17 protein-coding genes and 2 pseudogenes are annotated in these 18,433 nt (G+C 68.8%); 9 read left to right on the top strand and 10 right to left on the bottom strand.

What is annotated here, in order from left to right; translation table 11 throughout:
- Positions 1 to 26 precede the first annotated feature (26 nt).
- Both AC4OXY_RS04590 and AC4OXY_RS04585 read right to left on the bottom strand, forming a co-directional pair.
- Entirely contained in the window at positions 27 to 1,109 is a 1,083-nt protein-coding gene (locus AC4OXY_RS04590; protein WP_491993233.1) for a hypothetical protein, read from the bottom strand.
- A 314-nt stretch (positions 1,110 to 1,423) separates the two neighbouring features.
- On the bottom strand, positions 1,424 to 1,732 hold the full coding sequence (locus AC4OXY_RS04585; RefSeq protein WP_491993232.1) for a hypothetical protein: 309 nt from the start codon (positions 1,730 to 1,732) through the stop codon (positions 1,424 to 1,426).
- Between the two features lie 463 nt (positions 1,733 to 2,195).
- On the opposite strand from AC4OXY_RS04585, the gene AC4OXY_RS04580 reads away from it, so the two are divergent.
- On the top strand, positions 2,196 to 3,188 hold the full coding sequence (locus AC4OXY_RS04580; protein WP_491993231.1) for an AraC family transcriptional regulator: 993 nt from the start codon (positions 2,196 to 2,198) through the stop codon (positions 3,186 to 3,188).
- 229 nt (positions 3,189 to 3,417) lie between these two features.
- Positions 3,418 to 4,247: pseudogene (locus AC4OXY_RS04575) on the top strand (alpha/beta hydrolase fold domain-containing protein).
- Positions 4,248 to 4,351: 104 nt separating this feature from the next.
- On the opposite strand, the gene AC4OXY_RS04570 reads toward AC4OXY_RS04575, so the two are convergent.
- The 5 genes from AC4OXY_RS04570 to AC4OXY_RS04550 all read right to left on the bottom strand — a co-directional run bounded on the left by AC4OXY_RS04570 (position 4,352) and on the right by AC4OXY_RS04550 (position 10,591).
- A complete protein-coding gene (locus AC4OXY_RS04570) occupies positions 4,352 to 7,087 on the bottom strand; it encodes a helix-turn-helix transcriptional regulator (protein WP_491993230.1) in 2,736 nt (911 codons plus the stop codon).
- Positions 7,088 to 7,360: 273 nt separating this feature from the next.
- Positions 7,361 to 8,119, bottom strand: a complete 759-nt coding sequence (locus tag AC4OXY_RS04565; RefSeq protein WP_356028116.1) for an SDR family NAD(P)-dependent oxidoreductase — start codon at positions 8,117 to 8,119, stop codon at positions 7,361 to 7,363.
- Positions 8,120 to 8,144: 25 nt separating this feature from the next.
- The gene (locus AC4OXY_RS04560; protein ID WP_491993229.1) at positions 8,145 to 9,491 is read right to left on the bottom strand and encodes an MFS transporter; all 1,347 of its coding nucleotides are present in this window, start codon (positions 9,489 to 9,491) and stop codon (positions 8,145 to 8,147) included.
- 78 nt (positions 9,492 to 9,569) lie between these two features.
- Positions 9,570 to 10,154 carry a TetR/AcrR family transcriptional regulator gene (locus AC4OXY_RS04555; protein WP_356028121.1) on the bottom strand — a complete coding sequence of 195 codons (585 nt, stop codon included), beginning with the start codon at positions 10,152 to 10,154 and terminating at the stop codon, positions 9,570 to 9,572.
- A gap of 77 nt (positions 10,155 to 10,231) precedes the next feature.
- Positions 10,232 to 10,591: a winged helix-turn-helix transcriptional regulator gene (locus AC4OXY_RS04550; protein WP_491994784.1), complete on the bottom strand. Its 360-nt coding sequence runs from the start codon at positions 10,589 to 10,591 to the stop codon at positions 10,232 to 10,234.
- 81 nt (positions 10,592 to 10,672) lie between these two features.
- Between AC4OXY_RS04550 and AC4OXY_RS04545 the strand changes: the two are divergent.
- Positions 10,673 to 11,318, top strand: a pseudogene (locus AC4OXY_RS04545) (NADPH-dependent F420 reductase).
- Positions 11,319 to 12,341: 1,023 nt separating this feature from the next.
- On the opposite strand, the gene AC4OXY_RS04540 reads toward AC4OXY_RS04545, so the two are convergent.
- Both AC4OXY_RS04540 and AC4OXY_RS04535 read right to left on the bottom strand, forming a co-directional pair.
- Positions 12,342 to 12,764 (bottom strand): Rid family hydrolase, encoded by a 423-nt coding sequence (locus AC4OXY_RS04540; protein WP_491993228.1) that lies wholly within the window; start codon positions 12,762 to 12,764, stop codon positions 12,342 to 12,344.
- Between the two features lie 47 nt (positions 12,765 to 12,811).
- The gene (locus AC4OXY_RS04535; protein WP_491993227.1) at positions 12,812 to 13,486 is read right to left on the bottom strand and encodes an HD domain-containing protein; all 675 of its coding nucleotides are present in this window, start codon (positions 13,484 to 13,486) and stop codon (positions 12,812 to 12,814) included.
- A gap of 71 nt (positions 13,487 to 13,557) precedes the next feature.
- Between AC4OXY_RS04535 and AC4OXY_RS04530 the strand changes: the two genes are divergently transcribed.
- From AC4OXY_RS04530 to AC4OXY_RS04520, 3 genes are all read left to right on the top strand, one after another.
- On the top strand, positions 13,558 to 14,520 hold the full coding sequence (locus tag AC4OXY_RS04530; RefSeq protein WP_362817495.1) for a GlxA family transcriptional regulator: 963 nt from the start codon (positions 13,558 to 13,560) through the stop codon (positions 14,518 to 14,520).
- A 500-nt stretch (positions 14,521 to 15,020) separates the two neighbouring features.
- Entirely contained in the window at positions 15,021 to 15,368 is a 348-nt protein-coding gene (locus AC4OXY_RS04525) for a transposase (protein WP_491993226.1), read from the top strand.
- Positions 15,365 to 15,952, top strand: coding sequence for an IS3 family transposase (locus AC4OXY_RS04520; protein ID WP_491993225.1), 588 nt, complete (start codon positions 15,365 to 15,367; stop codon positions 15,950 to 15,952). Before AC4OXY_RS04525 ends, AC4OXY_RS04520 begins: the two co-directional genes overlap by 4 nt.
- Before the next feature lie 106 nt (positions 15,953 to 16,058).
- Here the strand turns inward: AC4OXY_RS04520 and AC4OXY_RS04515 are convergent, their stop codons facing one another.
- Positions 16,059 to 16,412 (bottom strand): hypothetical protein, encoded by a 354-nt coding sequence (locus AC4OXY_RS04515; protein ID WP_356028131.1) that lies wholly within the window; start codon positions 16,410 to 16,412, stop codon positions 16,059 to 16,061.
- Between the two features lie 330 nt (positions 16,413 to 16,742).
- Here AC4OXY_RS04515 and AC4OXY_RS04510 point away from each other — a divergent pair, with 330 nt between their 5' ends.
- The 3 genes from AC4OXY_RS04510 to AC4OXY_RS04500 are packed head-to-tail and all read left to right on the top strand — an operon-like array spanning position 16,743 to position 18,275.
- Positions 16,743 to 17,105, top strand: coding sequence for an ArsR/SmtB family transcription factor (locus tag AC4OXY_RS04510; protein WP_071380999.1), 363 nt, complete (start codon positions 16,743 to 16,745; stop codon positions 17,103 to 17,105).
- Positions 17,089 to 17,610, top strand: coding sequence for an SRPBCC family protein (locus AC4OXY_RS04505; RefSeq protein ID WP_376294175.1), 522 nt, complete (start codon positions 17,089 to 17,091; stop codon positions 17,608 to 17,610). The genes AC4OXY_RS04510 and AC4OXY_RS04505 overlap by 17 nt, the downstream gene beginning before the upstream one ends.
- A complete protein-coding gene (locus AC4OXY_RS04500) occupies positions 17,610 to 18,275 on the top strand; it encodes a dihydrofolate reductase family protein (RefSeq protein WP_362817499.1) in 666 nt (221 codons plus the stop codon). The genes AC4OXY_RS04505 and AC4OXY_RS04500 overlap by 1 nt, the downstream gene beginning before the upstream one ends.
- Positions 18,276 to 18,433 lie beyond the last annotated feature (158 nt).

Raw genomic sequence — 18,433 nt, 5'->3', positions numbered from 1 at the left:
CTCCACGCTTGTGCCCCGGCCGCGGTTCAGCCGGATGATCCAGCCACTCCGGCGGGCCGCCAGGCGGACATGTGCGTGTAGTGCTGGACCAGCGTTGCCCGGGTCCAGGCGCCGTTGGCGTAGCGCATGGTGTGGAACAGCGTGCCGCGGTCATCGTCGGAGGCGAAAACGAGCTGGAGGTTTCCTGCCACGTTGACGGCGGTGACCTCGTTCAGCACGGTGCCGATGAAACCAGCGTGGTTGAAGTCCACCCGCGTATTGATGTCGTCCCAGGTGTTCCAGTGCCCGTTCGGGCTGCGGATGGTGTGGTACTGCGCGACCTGCCCGTTGGTCAGCACGACCATCTGCAGGCTGCTGCCGAATCCGGCCATGGCCACCCGGATCGGCATGCCCCAGTGGCGGGGAGTACCGGTCCAGGACAGCACGTTGCTCCACGGCGTCCACCTGCCGTTCGCGCCGAGCGCGGTGTGTAGAACGGTGCGGTGGATCTGGTCCACCGCGGCCACCTGCAGCCCTCCGCCGACCGATGCGGCCGACAGGCTCTCGAACCAGTCGTTGCGGTAGGCGCCGCCCGGCGCCACCTGGTCGGGAGCGGTCCAGGTGCCGTTGGCCTGCTCCATGGTGTGCATCAGGCGGCCGTTGGTGTCGATGTACACCAGGTGCACGTGGGTTCCTACGACGGCTGCCGCGAGGTAGTTCCGCGTCGGCTTGGAGGTCACCGGCACCGGTGCCAGGCCGTGCATCGGGGTGGGGGCAGGCCAACTGCCGTCCGGGTTCTGGGTGGTCTCCTCCAACGTGACGTCCCGGCCGGTGGGCTGCTCGATGAACAGACGCAGTCGGCCTTTTTGTACCACGTCGGTGAAGTCGTAGAAGGACCAGCTCTTGAACAGCTGCTTGGTCGGGGCCCACTTGCCGTTGGCGTATCGGGCGGTCTGCAGGACCTCCCAGTTGGCGCCCTGCACAAGCAGGTTGAGCCCGCCCTTGCCGGCCATGGCCGCCGGGTGGGCTGGGGAGGCAGCACCGACCGAGGCGGCGGCCGCTGCCTGTGCAGCAGCGGGTGCTGCCAGGGGAGTGAGGCTGATCGCGGCGGCGAGGCAGAGCCGCGCCATCCACCGAAGGTATGGCTTCAAGGAACCCTCTGATGTGTAGGAGACAGACGGGGATCCTAGAGGATCTGTGAAGACCCGAACGGCCGTGCGCCCGACGGATCCTGTCGTGGCCCCGCGACCGCAATGCGGCGGCGCAGATGCGGTGGTGCTTGGCCAGCGGGGCTGGCCCTGCGCCGACAGCCAACGGCACCAGTCCCGAGGCATGAGGCGGCGGGGCGGGGCGTACAGACCAATCAGCCCCGTCGTACGGCGGGGCTGATTGGGGGCAGCCCGGAGAACGACCGGTCGCCTTTGCGTGTTCTTCCTGTCCGCTGTCAGTCGCCGGTGCTGTGGGCCATGCCGTCGTCCAGGACGATACGGATGGTTTCGCCCTGGCCGGTGACGTCATCGAGCTCGGCCTTGATGCGGTTGTAGGAGGTCGTCGCCAGGGCCCAGTCGCCTTCCAGCGGGGTGGCGGCGGAGCGGGTGTTCCATAGCTCGATCAGCAGGGCGATGAGGGAGCGTCCGCACAGGACGGTCTGGATGCGGCCTTCCTTGATGTCTTCCACTGCGGGCGGAGTGCGAAAGTGTCCGTGGTCGACGGCGAGCGCGGCTAGCCACTCCCAGGTGTCGCGGTGCACCACGAGTTCGGCGGAGGCGACGTCGGCGGCCTTCAGTAACAGGAGGCCGTGGGCCCCGCGCGGGTCCTCGGTCCCAGTGCCGGGGGCTTGTGGCCCGGCAGGCGAGGTCTGTGTTGGGGCGTGCGTGCCGCGGTAGGCGGCCTCGATTGCTTGCTTGAGGACGTGGTCCTGGCCGTCGTTGCCGGACGGGGCTGTGGTTGCTGATCGGCGGTCGTCATGGTCTCCCCCTGCTCAGGAGGTGTCCGCCAGCAGGATCGGTGGCCAGGCCCACGCTGAGGTGGTGCAGGCCGCCGTACTCGCCCATCGCGACGGACCGCACGTGGGCCGAGTTACCGTCGACGCCCGGCAGCCGGTCCCGACTGTGCAGCTGGGAGGCCTGCGTGCTGCATGCCCCTCCCTGGGCCGCAGAGGGCGTTGTGGCCGGCAGCCCAGCACGTTGGACGTCGTATCGACGGTCATGTGACGCATGCCTGTGCGCCAGGCTCCTGCCACAGTGAAGGACATGAGGCCGCCTGTGCGGCGTGTCCTGATCCTGGGAATGGCTGCAGGCTTTGCCCACCGTCACACCGATTCTCGACAGGGCCGCCGAAGTGGGGGCGGACCTCGGCCGCACCAAGGTGTGCGGGTCCCGCTGCCTTCCCGGCCGCGATTCGAGCCAACCGGAGAAACTCGCATGACCACGATTTCCTGGCAGATTCAGGTCGTCTCCCCGCTGTCTCTGGGGAATGAGGAATTCGTCCATCTGGCACTGACTGTCGCCGATTCGGTGCTGATCACCCGAGATGGGGACGAGATCCTTTTGAAGGCCGGTGACCTCGTTTTCTGTGATCCAGGCCGGCCTCGCTCCCCGCGGTTCGCCGATGACGGCCAGGTGACTGTCTTCCGTCTGCCCCACCGCTGTCTGGAGCTGTCGGAAGCGGATCGGGATCGCCTCGCGGGGATGATATCGAGTGGCGGTGACGGTCTGGGTGCTCTGGTGTCGGGCTTTCTGGCCGGGCTGGTCACCGGGGCGCAGTGCCACAGGCCGCAGGTCCTCCACCAGCTCACCCGCACAGCCGTGGACCTGCTCGTCCTGCTTGTCATGGAACTTCTCCCGACGGAGCGAGAAGACCTATCCGGTACAACAGCTAGCCGTAGCGAGATGCTCGCGCGGGTCCAGAACTACATCCAGACTCACCTGGCGGATCCGGACCTCTCACCTCAATCGATCGCCCGCGCCAACCACATATCGGTCCGCTACCTGCACAGGATTTTCCAGTACGACGGCACCACGGTGAGTCAGTGGTTGCGGCAGCGCCGGTTGGAATCCTGCAGGCGCGACCTGGCCCGAACAGCGAACCGAAGGATCACCGTGTCGGCAGTGGCAAACCGTTGGGGCTTTACCAGCGCGTCGCACTTCAGCCGCGTTTTCCGGGACGAATACGGTATGAGTCCCAGCGAATGGCAGGACCTGTCGTGATCGTGAGCGGCCGCGACGGGCGCACGGAGAGGTGTCGAATTCCCGCACTCTCGACCCTCTTTGCATGGCCTCGCAAGCGAGTGTGCGCTGCGGGAGGAGTGGTGTGCGCTCCTGGCACGGTACCCCGCGCCCGGCGGCATAGCGTGGCAGAAAGTGCTCCCGGACGCACTTCCTGAGGGCCCGGCGCCGCGATACCGGAGCCACCGACATCTCACGTAGGAGAACCCACATGCCTGGTGCCGTCGAGCCCATCCAGCCGGTACTCGAAACGGCGGCAGCGGCCTTAGCGGAAGCCACCGCCCATCCCCCCTACCCGTTCGAGCTGCCTCTGGCGGAAGGACGCAGGGCCGTCGAGGAGATGCAGGGCTGCGGGGTCGCGAAGGCCGTGATCGAGGAGGAGTGGATCACCCTGCCGGGCGGTCCGACCGGCAGTGTCCGTGTGCGAATCGTGAAGCCCACCCGCGCCGAGGGCGCCCTTCCCGTGATCCTCTGCCTGCATGGTGCGGGACGGGTGTTCGGCGGTGGCCGGACGCACGACCTTCTGTTCCGCGAACTGGCCGTCGGTGTCGAGGCGGCCGTGGTGTTCCCCGAGTACGCCCTCTCGCTGACATTAATGGCCAACGAGCGCGGTGATGTGCCGCTGGTGTACCAGCTGCTGTTCTCCCCGGTGACCGACGCTGCCTTCGACACCGACTCCTACCACCGATTCGCCACCGGCTACTTCCTTCGCCGCGACGGCATGCGGTGGTTGTGGGACCAGTACACAATCGATGAGGCCGGGCGCGCCCGGATCACCGTCTCTCCGCTGCGGGCCTCCACCGAGCAACTCACCGGGCTGCCTGCGGCCCTGATCATCACCGCCGAGGCCGATGTCCTGCGTGACGAGGGCGAGGCCTACGCGGGCAACCTCCGCGCGGCCGGTGTCCCGGTCGTCTCCGTACGATTCTCGGGCGCCATCAACGACCTCGTGGTGTCGACGCCCTGCGTGGGACCTGCGCGGCCGAGGCGGCCAACACGCTGTCCGCCGACACCCTGCGCGCCGCTCTTTGCAGCATCTGACGGTCGCCGGTGCGCGCCCGCGAGGATGGGTGACGAGTCCCGCAGCGTTGTCGGCGCGTGGTCGAGAGGCGCACCCGGGGTCCCGGCAGACGGGGAGGGGAGGGCTATTCGCCTTCGAGGTCGGCCAGGTGCAGCTGGCCGCGGGAGGTGACGTCGAGCTTCTGGAAGATGCGGCGAAGATGCTGGCCCACCGTGCGGTGGGAGATGAACAGGCGGGTCCCGATCTCGCGGTTGGTTATACCGGTCGCCGCCATCCTGGCGATCTGCAGTTCCTGCGGGGTGAGGCTGTCCGCTGTGGACGGGGTGGCCCTGCGGACGGCTTCGCCCGCCGCGCGCAGTTCGGACCGCGCGTCCTGGGCGAACACGGTGGCGCCCAGCGCGTCGAAGCTCTCCACGGCCGCTCGCAGGGGCCGGCGGGCCTCCAGGATGCGGCGCTGGCGGCGCAGCCACCGCCCGTAGGACAGCTGCAACTGTGCGCGGTGGAAAGGCCAGTTGACCAGCAGCCTGTCGTCGAGGGCCCGCAGGTAGCAAGCCTCCGCCTGGTCGGGGGCGACGACCAGGGGTTGGGTGCAGGTGGCCATGACCTTCAAGAGCGTGGCGGTCGTCTTCTCGGCCAGCGCACTGAGGCGGGCGTGATGGTGCGCCGCCTCGTCGGTGCGGTCGGTGCGGACCGCGGCCTCGATGAGGTCCGCGGTGCCAAAGAAGCCCAGGACCGGGTGGTAGGTGATGTCGGCCGGATCCAGCACCCGCGTCAACTGCTCGTAGGCGTCGTTGTACTGCTTGTTGACCATGGCGTGGCGCCCCTTGGCGAACTGGGCGAAACCGAGCATCGAGTGCGCTCCGGCGGAGAGTAGTTCCGCCTCGGCCGTCCGGATGAGCTCGTCCGCGGTGTCGGACTCCCCGCGTTCGCTCGCCAGGGTGGCCAGGACCAGGTCGGCGGCGCACGCCCACAGGGGTCGGCCGGTGTCGCGGGAGAGCCGCCGGGACTCGTCCGCCGTAGTGTGCGCCACCCGGTGCTTGCCGAGGTGGAGCGCAGCCCACGCCTGACACACCAGGGCTTCGCCGAGCAGTCCCAGGCGTCCCTGCCGGCGCAGGCCGTCGACGGCGGCACCATGGTAGGGCCAGGACAGGTCGAGCGCCCAGATCCCGGTGAGCGAGGAGCCCAGGGCATGCTGTTCGACCGGGTCGTCCACGACCCCCGGAGCGATCCGGGCGGTCGTGTCGATGATCCGGGCCGCTTCACCGACGGGGTCGCCCAAGGCGGCGACGGACAGGGCCATCGGGTCGCTGTCGTGCCGCTGCAGCCGCCGCGCCGCCTGGACGAAGAGGTCGCGGGTCTCCTGCGTCGGGTTGTCGTGCCAGCACCTGATGGACAGGGGCCACAGCGCGTTGAGCGCGAGTGCGGCGCCTGCGGTGTCGGCACCGGCCAGCCGGTCCGCCACGTCGGCGAACGCCCTCACCCGCTCGGTACTGAGCCAGCTCTCGTGGTTCAGCACCTCGCTCCACAGGATCAGGCGCAGCCTCTCCTCGGTCCGCAGTTCCGCCGACTGTGCCTCGGCAAGCTGCTGGTGTGCCGTGGCAGCCTCGCCGAGTTCGAAGTTGATCTCCGCGGACCGCAACAGGAGCCGGCCCCTGTGCGTCTGGGGGAGACTACGGAGTGCCGCCCGCCGCAGCGCCTCGGCCGCGGCACGCGGGGCACCTCGGGCCAGTGCCCTGAGGGCGGCTTGTTCGAGGTCGAGCGCCACGTCGTCGTCCACCCCGGGGGTCGCGGCCGCACGGTGCCAAGCCCTGCGTTCGGGCTGTCCGGCCAGTGTCTTCGCCAGTGCCGCGTGTGTGCTCAGCCGACGGGAGGGGCTGGCGGCGTGGTAGATGGCTGAGCGGACCAGAGGGTGGCGGAAGTGCACGTCGTGTCTGCGGATCTCGACCAGCCCTGCGTCGACGGCAGGCTCCAGGGCGGCGACCGATAGGTCGCCGCCGACCAGGACCTTCGCGGTCTCGATGATCTCGGCGAGGTCACCGACGTCGTCGGCGGCGGCGACCAACAGAACGGTCTGGGTGAGCTCGGGCAGGTCCGAGGCACGCGAGAGGAAAGACCGCTCCAGGCGGCGGGTGGTCGGCATCAAGGGCAGCAGCGACGGTGGGACGCTGCCGTCCCCGCGCAGCGCCGTCGGTAGTTCGACCAGTGCCAGCGGATTGCCGGCGGCCTCGGCCAGGATCCGTTGGCGCACCGAAGGGTCGAGCCCGGGTGTGCGTGCCTGGAGGAGCGCCGCCGCCGCGCCGTCATCGAGCCGCTGGAGCTGCATATCGGCAAGGCCAGCATCGTTCAGCACACCCTCGTGGCCCTCACGGACGGCCATGAGCAGGCCGACCCGCTCCCCTTCAAGGCGTCGGGCGACGAAGGCGAGCACCTCGCTGCTCGCCCGGTCGATCCACTGCACGTCGTCGATCAGCAGGGCGACGGGGGCTTCGTCCGCCAGGCTGCTGATCAGCTCCAGCGAGGCCAGCCCGACGGAGAACATCCCGGGCGCGGCGCTGTCGTTCATGCCGAAGGCCGCGTACAGGGCTTGCCGCTGGGGCTCCAGGAGGGACGGAGCGTGGTCGGACAGGACCGGAGCGAGCAGCTGGTGGAGCCCGGCGTAGGGAACGGAGGCTTCGGACTGCACGCCGAGCGCCGACAAGGCCCGGCCGCCACGTTGGAGGGCGACTTCCCTGACGGCACCGAGGAGGGCGGTCTTCCCGATACCGGCCTCGCCGCGCAGCAGCAGGGCGTCACCCGCCCCATCGAAGCATCGCGAGAGAAAGTCGGACAGGAACCGCAGTTCACCATCACGCCCGTACAACCTGTCTCCGTCCAAAGTCGCCACCGCGAGAACGTCGGCCGCTCGGGCGCGGATGACATCACTCCAGGGCGGCCTGGGCCTCCGGCACACCTTCGCTTGGCTGAGAACACCCCTCGCTTTACGTCTTGACGGTAACATGACCCCAGGTCAAGGTAGGGATCCCTCGTCGTCGCTGACCGGGCACGGATGGCACGCACCGCGGAAGCGACATGGCCGCTACTGTGGGTCATCACGTCCGCGGTGCGGTTCGAGGCGAGAGGTCAAGGAACAAGCTCAGGCTGAGGATCCACTGTCGACGACCAAGTCGGTGCCGACCACCGCGCCGGCCGCGGTCGAGGCGAGGTAGAGCACCGCGGCGGCAACTTCTTCGGCCTCCGCGACCCGGCCGAGCGGGTTTTCTGTCTTCACTCGCTCGGCGCGGTCCGCCTCGGTCTCGCCGGGCCGCAGCGACATGGGAGCGGCGGAGGCGCCGGGGCTGACCGCGTTGATGCGGATGCCCTGGTGGATGTGGTCGAGAGCGGCGGCGCGGGTCAGCGCGGAGACTGCTGCCTTCGAGGTGATGTACGCGGCGGCATTCGGGATCCGCAGGTGTGCGCCCAGGTTGGAGGAGATGTTGACGATGGCGCCGCCGCCGTTCTCCTTCATGTGCGCGATCTCGTGCTTCATGGCCAGCCAGACGCCGGTGACATTGGTCCGCAGCACCGCGTCCCAGTCCTCCTCGCCCACCTCGCCGACGGGTACGGTGCCGCGGAGTATCCCGGCGTTGTTGACCGCGATGTCGAGTCCGCCGAAGCGGATGGCGCTCTCGCGTACGAGGTTGTGGACTTGGCTGGAGTCGGTGACGTCGGCGGTGATGGCGGCGGCGGTGCCGCCGGCGGCCTCGATGAGGCCGACCGTCTCGTCCAGGGAGGCAGCGGTGCGTCCCGCGGCGACCACGGATGCACCCTCGGCGGCGAAGGCGAGCGCGATCGCGCGGCCGAGACCGGAGCCTGCGCCGGTGACAAGGACGGTCTTGCCGGTGAAGCGGTTCAATTCGGTGACTCCCATGAGTGATGGATTACTTGGTGCGGTGGTTCAGGAGGGCGACGACAGCGAGGGCGGTCCCCGTCAGGGCCAGGGACCAGGCATCGCTGCCGAGCGTGAGCAGGAGGGCGAACAGGACGGTGGGGCCGAACTCCATCGCGGTGTTCAGCACGCCGCCCAGGAGTCCGATTTGCTGCTGCGGCACGCCTGCGGTGGCGAGCACGGCGGCTCCCGCGAAGGAGGCCGCGGCGCCGGCCGCCAGTAGCACAAGGCCCGGCAGGAGCCCATAGGCGTACGAGGCGTGAGCGTCGATCCCGGTGATCGCGAGGACGGCGAGCCCGCCCCCGCCGGTGCCGAGCCCGGCGGTCGTGACGGATCGGGCCCCGTACCGCGCGATGAGCGGTCGTGCCGCACGGCCTGAGGCGATCAGCGCAACGGCGAACGGTACGAACGCCGCCGAGGTTCGCAGCGGCGACCAGCCGCGCGTCTGCTGGAGGTGGAGCGAGAGCACCACAAAGGTCATTGAGGTTCCGCAAGCGCTCAGTGCGATGGCCGCGAGGGCGAGGGCCCGCCGCCGGTCGAGCAAAAAGCGGGGTGGCAGCAGCGGGTCGCGGGCGCGTCGCTCGGCGCACCAGAACGCGGCAAGCAGCACGGCTCCGGCGAGAAGCGGCACGAGTACGCCGACCGACGACCAAGGTTGGGCGTCGCTGACGACGAGCCCGTAACTGGCGAGGGTGATCCCGGCGGTGGCGAGCAGAGCTCCCGGCAGATCGAGAGTCCTGCCCCGGTTCGGCGTGGTGTCCGGCAGCAGCCGGGGCGTGAGGGCGAGGGCTGCGCCCGCCACCAGGACCGGTACGGCGAACGTCCAACGCCAGGACAGCAGCCCTGAGATGAGACCGGAGAGCAGATTACCCGCGGTCGCGCCGAGTACCGAGAGCCCGCCCCACGTGGCCATCGCTCTGACATAGGCGGTAGGGGAGGGGAAGGCGGCGCGCAGCACGGCCATGGCGGCGGGCGCGATCAAAGCCGCCCCCGCGCCCTGCGCGAAGCGCGCTGCGAGCAGCGTCCCGATGCCGGGGGCGAGCGCGGCGGTGGCCGAGGCGACGGTGAAGAGGACAAGGCCGGCAGTGAGGGCGCGCCGCCCGCCGTAGCGGTCGGCGAGGCGTCCGCCGAAGAGCAGCAGTCCGGTGAAGGTCAGTCCATAGGCGGTGCCGAGAAGGAACAAGTCGGCGCGTTGCAGGTCGAATTCGCGCCCGATGAGGGGCAGCGGCACGGCGATCGCGGCAAGCGTGAAGATCAGTGTGGTCTGGACACTGCCGAGGAGGACGAAGGCGGATCGGTGGTGCATGGTGGCGACGCGGGCGGCCTCCGTGGCGGTCATGTCCCCCCTAAATTCTTGACCGATCGGTTTGTTATTTGGGCATGCTGAAGGAAGTCCCGGTGACCGCATGAGTGTGATTCAGTCCAGCAGGGCCAGAGCCTGCTCGGCCGCGTCCCGCACTCGGGCGGGATCGTTCGATGCCTTGCCGACGATCCGCATGCCCTGCAGCAGGACGAAAATCATGCGGGCCAGCGCGCGCGGATCACGTTCCTTGGGTAGCTCGCCCTGAGCCTGGGCCCGGACGAGCGCGGAGTGCAGCGGGGTCTCGACGTGCTCCCAGCTGATCTCGACCCGGCGGGCCGCCGCGGGGTCGTGCGGGGCCAGTTCGGCTGCGGTATTGGTGACGAAGCAGCCGTTCAGCCGCCTCTCCGGAGAGGAGGCCTCCGCGGCGAAGCGGCGCACCATCGCCCGCACCGCCGGCAGTGCGGGGCCCGGCTGGGACAACTCGGCAAGAAGAAGTGGATCGCGCGTCTCGGCGTAGCGGTCCATGGCCTTCAGATACAGCTCGTGCTTGCTACCGAAGGTCGCGTAGATGCTGGCGCGGCCGATGCCGAGGTGCTCGACCAGGTCCGCCATCGACGTCGCTTCGTAGCCGCGCCGCCAAAACAGCTCAAGGGCCGACTGCAGCGCGGCATCTGGATCGAATTCCTTGGTTCTGCCCACACCGAAGACCATAGAGCTATCTAGAACGATCGGTCAATAACTGCGCGCCGTGGCCTGTCGTGAGGGCCCCACCACGATCACGCCTCCGCTTCCTCAGCCCGCTCCCAGGCTGCCATCACGTCTTCGCCGTGTTCCAAGGCCCAGGCGCCGAATGCCTCGATGGGCTCCAGCAGCGTTCGTCCCAACCCGGCGAGGGTGTACTCCACGTGCGGCGGCGACCCTGCGTACGTCTGGCGCTTCACCAACCCGCTGAACTGGAGCCGGCGCAGCGTCTGCGTAAGGACTTTGGGGCTGATCCCGCCGATCCGTTCGCGCAGTTCACCGGGTCGCGCGGGACCATCGCGCAGCGTCCACACCACCACCGCGTTCCAGGTGCTGGCCAGCAGATCGAATGCGAGGCGGGCACGGCAGTCGGCGATGTGGCCCTGATCAGTGATCACTTACCATCTGGTGCCCGAGCGGCTTCCTAATGTCGTCCCCATTCCGACTTGCGGGATCACCACGAGGAGGCTGGGCTGATGAGAATCGGGATTGCCGGTGCGGGCAACATGGCGCGGGTGCTGGGTGCACGGTGGTCGCAGGCGGGGCACGACGTGCTGGTGGGTGGGCGAGACGCCGGCCGCGCCGCGGCCCTGGCCGACCAGATCGGCGCTCGGGCGGGGACTCTGCGGGAGGCGACTCAACACGGCCGGGACGCGGTACTGCTGGCCGTGCCGTACTCGGTGGCGATCAGGGTGGCATCCGAGCTGGCCAACACCGTACGAGGCCGGACGCTGATCGACTGCACCAACCCGCCGGCGCAGGGCTTCGCCCTTGAGACCTGGGGCGGCCATCGGCGGCTGAGCGCCTCGCGGCTGCGGCGCCCGGTGCGTCCGTGGTCAAGGATTCAATCTCTGTCATGAGAGCGTGTGGCGTTTGACCCCGCCGGTCTTCCGCGGACGCCCTCTCGCGGTGCCGCTCTGCGGTGACGATGCACTGGCCCTCGAAACAGTACGGCTCCTTGTCCGCGACCTCGGCTGTGTCCCGGTCAACGGAGGGGGACTCGGCCGGGCGGGTCTGCTGGAGGCGACGGCCGCGCTCCTGATAGGCCTGTGGGTGGGCGAAGGGGCGGATGCTCAGGCGATCGCGCCCCCGCTGGAGTACACGGGGGTTGATCTCGCCTGATTCGCGATCCGGTGTCAGAGCGGCACGGGAACGGGAACGGCCACTGCGTGATCATCAAGGGCTGTGTGGACTCATGATGATCGCGTGGTGGCCGCAGGCCACAGCACAGACGCCGCCCGATGGCGGCCGATGCGGCTTGGTGCGTCAGTCAGTGGGTGTGACGCGCTCTGCCGCCTCGCGGGCGTCCGGTTTCGGTTGACGGCTGCCATGACAAGCTCCCCACTACGGGGAGAACGACATGGCTGTCGGTTTCGACCCGCCAGGCTGCCAGGCCGAAGACGACCGCGTAGGCCGCGAGTACGCCGAGGACGGTTCTTCTGCCGGGCATGGACGGTCTACTACGCATCCGGCCATCTCGACAGGCCCAGGCCATAGCCGTCGTGGCGGAGTTCACGCCTCCGGAGTGCGCAAGGCCCCGCCGAAGCCGAAGCTTCGACGGGGCCAGGGGGAAGGTCAGACGCGGGACCAGATCTGCCGGACCGGTTGGCCCAAGGCGTCACCGACCCTGGCCAGTTCCTCTTCAGTCAGCATGTCTCTGTTGGGACTCCACACCGCGATCCCGAACCGAGCAAATCCACACCGAACGTTATATATGAGGTCATTTAGTGTGGTATTGGTGTCACAGCAAGGAGTCGGCACGGCAAGGCTTGAGGCGCTGCCGTCCTGGTACGCCTCGTGCATCCTGGCGCTCCACCATCCCTGGAAGTCGAGCCGCGTTCCGCATCGAGGGCACGACACGCACTCCAGGCCAGCACCATCCATGAACTGTGGAACATCACTCTGATCCATTTCGATGGGTCCAAGCGGGTCAGGGCACAGCTCTTCGACAAGCGTGACCGCACGGCTGATCGCCCCTTGATCGGGCCGCCAGTACGGGTCAGACGGAATGATGTGGGGGACGGCTTTACTTAACGGGGCTCTCGCTTCACGCAGAGGTTCTGGAAGACACTACCTGGCAACGAGGAGTCCCTCCATTGGGGGTTCTGGGGCGTACGGGCGGGCTCTTGGGACCGGGAGCCGCGTCTACCGAGGTGCGTCGGGATACGCGGCGGTCGCGCGGATCTCGACGAGGAGTCCGGGGCTGGCGAGGCCGCTGACCCCGATGATCGTCCAGGTCGGGTATGGCGCTTTGACGAGGCGCTGTTTGGCCTCGATGAAGCCGGGCAGGTGCTGGCGAATGTCGACGTGGTAGCTGGTGACGTCGACGAGGGCGGAGGTGTCGAGGTTCTCCAGCCGAAGGATCTCTTCGATCTTCAAGATGGCGGTCTCGGTCTGCTCTTCGATGGTGTTCGGGATGGTTCCGTCGGCGCGGCGACCGATCGTTCCGGCGATGAACAATAGGCCGTGCGCGCGGACCGCGGCGGAATAGCCGAAGCTTGCGAAAGCGCTGGTGGTTTGCCCGAAGACCGGGTTGTCCTCAGGGACCTCGACGGTGTGGACGGTCATTGTGGTGCTTCCTTTTCCTTGTCGGCGGGGTCGTGGAGTCCGTGGAGTCAGTTGCCCCAGCGGGACGAACGGCAGGCGTGTTCCAGTCGGGTCCGGCCGAAGGTCTCGCGTTCGCGGAGGAATTCGCCGGGGATCGCGTAGCGGGGTGCGTTCTTCGGGTTTGTCGCGGCCTGCGCGACGATCGCGTCGGTGAGTGAGCGGACCATGTCCAGCCGTGGATAGGCGGCGTGCACGGCGTCTGCCTGCTCGTCGGTGACGGCGTCGACGTGGTCGGCGCCCAGTGGGCCGCCGAAGTCGAGGGCGACGCCTTCGCGGACGAGTACGCACAGCGTGCCGCGGCGTTCCGCGATGCCCGGGGAGGTGTGCAGGGCAATGGCTTGCCAGACCTGGTCGGCGTCGGCTGCGGGCACTCCGTGGTCGATCAGGAATGCGGCGGCCCGGTCGGCGCCTTCGACCTCGAACCGCTGGCTGTGCGGGCCGTCCGAGGCCACGCCGAGGTCGTGCATCGCGCACGCGGCGAACAACAGGTCGTCGTGGTAGTCGTGGCCGACGGTCAGGCCGAGGCGGCCGGCAACCAGCCGGGCGAACAGGTAGCTGCGGATGCTGTGGTTGAAGACGGACGGCGATTCCACCGGTCGGATGAGGTTCATGACGGCGTCGGCAAGCGGTGTGCCGGGCAGCGTGATCGGGTCGGCGGTCGCCTCGTGAGTACGTCCGGTCATGTCTTCAGCCTGGCCGCGACCGCCCTGACCTGGTGAGAGGCAAAATTTCCTAACTTCGTTAGAATCTTGCCATGACAGTGCATCGAGTCGCGGTCCTGGCGCTGGATGGGGTCACCCCACTCGACCTGGCGATCCCGACTCAGATCTTCACCACCCGGCCGGAAACCCGCTACGAGATGACCCTGTGTGCACTGGAGGCGAAGGTGGCCACCACTGCGGGCTTCGCACTGGTCGCAGACGGGGGCCTGGAACAGGTGCGCACCGCCGACACTCTGATCGTGCCGGGATTCGAACCGATCCTCCCGTTGCCGGACGCCGTGCTCGATGCACTGAGCGAAGCTCGCGACCGAGGCAAGCGTGTGGTGTCGATCTGCACGGGCGCGTTCGCGCTGGCCGCGGCAGGCGTACTGGACGGGCTGCACGCCACGACCCACTGGAAGCACATCGACGAGTTCGAGCGGGGCTTCCCGGCTGTCACGGTCGACCGCGACGTGCTCTACGTCGACGAGGGCGACGTGCTCACCTCGGCCGGGGTGTGCTGCGGCATCGACCTGTGCCTGCATATCGTGCGCCGCGACCTGGGAGCCGAGGTGGCCAACCAGATCGCCCGCGGTCTGGTCGCCGCCCCCCACCGAGACGGTGGGCAGGCCCAGTACGTGCCGGCTCCCGTCGCGGTGGCCGGTCAGGCGTCGCTGTCCGGTACCCGTGGATGGGCCCTGCACCGGCTCGGCGAGCCACTCACCCTGCGCGTGCTTGCCCGGCACGCGGGCCTCTCGCAGCGCACCTTCATGCGCCGGTTCAGCGAGGAGACGGGCACGACCCCGTTGCAGTGGCTGCTCAACGCCCGGCTCGGCAGGGCGCGGGAACTGCTGGAAACCACGGACCGCTCAGTGGAACAGGTGGCGCGTGACTGCGGGCTGGGCACGGCAGCCAACCTGCGGCTGCACTTCCGGCGCGCACTGGACACCACCCCCACTGCCTACCGCCGCACCTTCACACGCTCGACGTCGGCAGCAGTCCCGCGCTCGGACTGAGAATGGCCACCACGACACCGAAGGGTTTCGGAGACGGGTCGCTGCCGCCAAGCTTGACCTGGCCGGCTACTGCCCGCTGCGGCCTTGCCGCCCCGACCAGGCCAAAGACCCCCGCGACCCACCCACCCTGCTCGTGATGTTCGGCGTTGGGGGTTTCAGTGGTTCGGTGTTTCGTTTTCAGTGTGTCTGGCCTGGTGGTTTGTTGGGGGCGCTGAAAGTGAGGCGCTGTTTTGGTGCTGAAAGTTGTTGCTGAGTCTTGGTAAAGGGTGGGGGCTGAGTGTGTAGGGCTCGGGCTGGGCTGGGTTCTTCGGTGTTTGGGTGGGGGTGTCGTGGTGTGGCCGGGACCAGCTCTACCCTGCTGAGCTCCCAGAACGAGCTCCTGCGCTGCTCAACACCATCAGCACGACGGCCGGTTGATGGGCTACGCCACAGGGGGATCGCGCCCCTCAGGAAGTCATTGGCCCGTGACCAGCCGACACAGAGGATCAAGCGATGCTTGTTTGCGTCGGGGCTCACGCTCGCCCGAGTTCAAGGCGGACGCCGTCGCGCCGTACCTGTCGGACCCGAGCCATACGTTCGAGGGCATCGGCAAGGACCTGGGCGTCAGCCGGGAGACGCTTCGCAACTGGGTGCTGGCCGAGCGGGCCCGCCGTGGTGAGCGCGGCACGACGAGCACCAAGACGAAGGACGTCTCGGTGCGCGAGGCCACGCAGCAGGAACTGGAGGCCGAGATAGCGGCCTTGCGCGCGGAGCTGAAGACCGTGCGCAAGGAGAACCAGAAACTGGCCACCGAACGGGACATCCTGCGCAAGGCGACGAAGTTCTTCGCCACCGAGATGAACTGGTGAACCGCTTCACGTTCATCGAGGACCACCACCACGCCTGGGGCGTGAAGCGGTTGTGTCACGTGCTGGAGGCCGCCGGCTCCAGCTTCTACACATGGCGGGCCGGCCGCCAGGCCCGCGCCGCGCGTGAGCGGGCGGACGCCGCGCTCGCCGAGCGGATCAGGACCGTGCACGCCGAGCGGGACGGCACGTACGGCCGGCCCCGGATCACCGCCGAGCTTCGCGACGGGGGCGAGTGCGTGAACCACAAGCGTGTCGGACGGGTCATGCGCAAGTACGGTATCGCCGGGCTGCGGCTGCGCAAGCGCCAGGTCACCACCGTGCCCGAACCGTCCGCCGCACCCGTGCCGGACCTGTTCCGGCGCGACTTCACGGGCACGGCGCCGAACACCAAGTTCGGAGCGCGCTGTGCGAAGACTGCCGCCACCTCGTCGTGGCGCCAGAACCGCTTGCGGCCCTCGGTGTGTGCGACTGCGGGGAAGCCGCTGTCCGGGTTGTTGCTCCAGTCGCTGATCCGGGGCTTGCTCGTGCCGAACTCTGACACGATCTGCGCGGTGTCCACGAGCCGCTCGGCGGGAGAGATCTGAGCCCCTTCAGGAAGGATCGGCAAGCCGGTGCCGCCGCCCCGGACGGCGCGACATGTTCGATCATGCCAACGAGGTGATTCGCTGCCCAGCCCGACGCCAAACCGGCCTACGTCCGTTCCTCGCCCAGCAGACACACCCCGAAGCGCGCGGCACGCTCACCCAGCTCCGTGTAGGCCATGGCGGCCGGCGGGGCGTCCCAGGTCGCGAAAGCGAGAGCGGAGACCGCCTCGCCGCGCGTCATCTCCTGTTCCCACGGCGCGCCCGCAGCAGCGCACCGCTCGGCGAGCTGGGCGTCGGACATGCTCAAGCTCTCCCGGTCTACGCCGGCCTGGACCTCGGCGACGACCGCGCACCAGGCGCGGTGGCCCGCAGGCAGCAAGTCGTGCAGCGCTTCCGCATCGGTCACGCGCTGAGCCTGGGAGGCGAGGTCGAGCAGCAGGGCGGTGGGGTTCGCCTCCATGGTCATCTCCTCCAACCACTGTAAGGGGGCGCCCGCTGCCCGAGGCGCGCAGCGAGCGGTGGTCATCGGCTGTGAACGGTGCAGCCGTCGGACAGTGCGGCCGCCGTGGCGGGCCAGTTCGGGCTTCTTGCGGGGATCCTTCTTCAGCGCCGCCCGCACCTGCGTTGCGAGGGCGGTGAACTCCGGACCGTCGTCCGGGCAGACGACGCCGGGGTCGGCCGCGCCGCACTGCGTGGCGTGCCGGATCGGATCGGCGATGCGTCAGTCCGCGCGGAAGCTGTCGCCTCACACAGTCATTGACGCATGCCGATATAGGCATATGATGGCGTCATGGCACGAGCGGCGACGACCTCGGACGCGTTCAACGCGATCGCCGAGCCGCAGCGGCGGGAGATCCTGTTGCTGCTGCGGGGCGGCGAGCGGCCCGTGACCGAGCTGGCGCGGGACCTGGGGATGAGCCAGCCGCAGGCGTCCAAGCACCTGCGGGTGCTCCGCGAGGTCGGGCTGGTGCGGGTCCGCGGGGCGGGCAAGCAGCGGCTGTACGGCCTGGACGCCCGCGGGCTGCGGCCGGTCCACGAGTGGGTGGGCGGTTTCGAACGGTTCTGGAACGAGACCTTCGACCGGCTGGACGAGTACGTGCGAGATCTGAAACAAGCACGGCAGGAGGAACCACCGGATGACGACGACCAGTAGCGGCGGCGAGCCCGACCCCACGACCGCGGACCGCGAGATCGTGGTCTCCCGGGCCATCGGTGCCCCACGGGAGCTGGTGTTCGAGGCGTTCACGCAGGTCCGGCATCTGTCGCGGTGGTGGGGGCCGGAAGGGTTCACCACCACGACGCGGTCCTTCGATTTCCGCATCGGCGGGGTCTGGGATTTCGTGATGCACGGGCCGGACGGGACGGATTACCAGGAGTGGATCACCTGGACCGAGATCGTCCCGCGGGAGCGGATCGTGATGGTGCACGGCGAGTCCCGCGACGACCCCAACGCCTTCGAGTCGGTCCTGACCTTCGAGCCGGCCGGTGAGGAGACCCGGATCGTGATGCGCGCGGTGTTCCCCACCAAGGAGCTGCGCGACGAGGCGGTGGAGAAGTACCACGCGATCGAGGGCGGCGAGCAGACGCTGCGGAACCTGGCGGCCTACGTCGCCGAACTCACCCGGAACGAGACCACACCGAAGGGAGCGGAGGGCTGATGGCAGGGAAGGTGTTCTTCAGCGTGACGATGTCGCTCGACGGCTTCATGGCGCCGGAGGCCGTGCCTGTCGAGGACGTCTTCTCGCCCGAAGGCCAGAACGACCCGAGGGTCCAGCGCTGGATGGCGAAGTGGTCGGAGCTGCAGGCGTGGCTGTTCCCGCAGCGGTGGTTCCGGGAGAGCCTCAAGCTCGGCGAGGGCGGCGAGGAAGGACTCGACAACGACATCGCCCGGGCGACGTACGAGCGCACCGGCGCGAGCGTCATGGGTAAGCGCATGTTCGACGCCGGCGAGCTGGCATGGCCGGAGGAGGCTCCGTTCCACACCCCGGTGTTCGTCGTCACTCACACCAGGCGTGACCCGTGGGAGCGGCCGGGCGGCACGACCTTCCACTTCGTCAACGACGGCATCGCCAGTGCACTGGACCAGGCCCGCGAGGCCGCCGGCGACCGGGACGTCCGCATCGCCGGCGGCGCAGAGACGATCCAGGAGTACCTGGACAGCGGTCTGATCGACGAATTCTCGATCACCCTCGCGCCCGTCCTGTTCGGCACCGGCATCCGCCTGTTCGACCGCGTGGACCCGGCCCGCCTCGCCCTCGACCAGAGCCGCACGAACGCATCGTCCCGGGTGACCCACCTGACCTACACCGTCAAGAAGCGATAGCTCGCGCTCCCGCAGGGTTGAGGTGCCGGCGTGCCGCTCGACGTGCCGCGGGTGTGGCCACGCTGACTGCCCGGCTGTGAGGATCGCACGGGCGCGCTCGCGGGGATGGAGGTGAGCAGATGGGTGTGGTCGTGCGGTGGGCGCGGTCCAGGCCGCGC

The sequence above is a fragment of the Streptomyces sp. HUAS MG56 genome, from assembly GCF_058673395.1.
The sequence above is the reverse complement of the archived record's forward strand: the minus strand, read 5'-3'. Positions and strand labels throughout refer to the sequence as shown.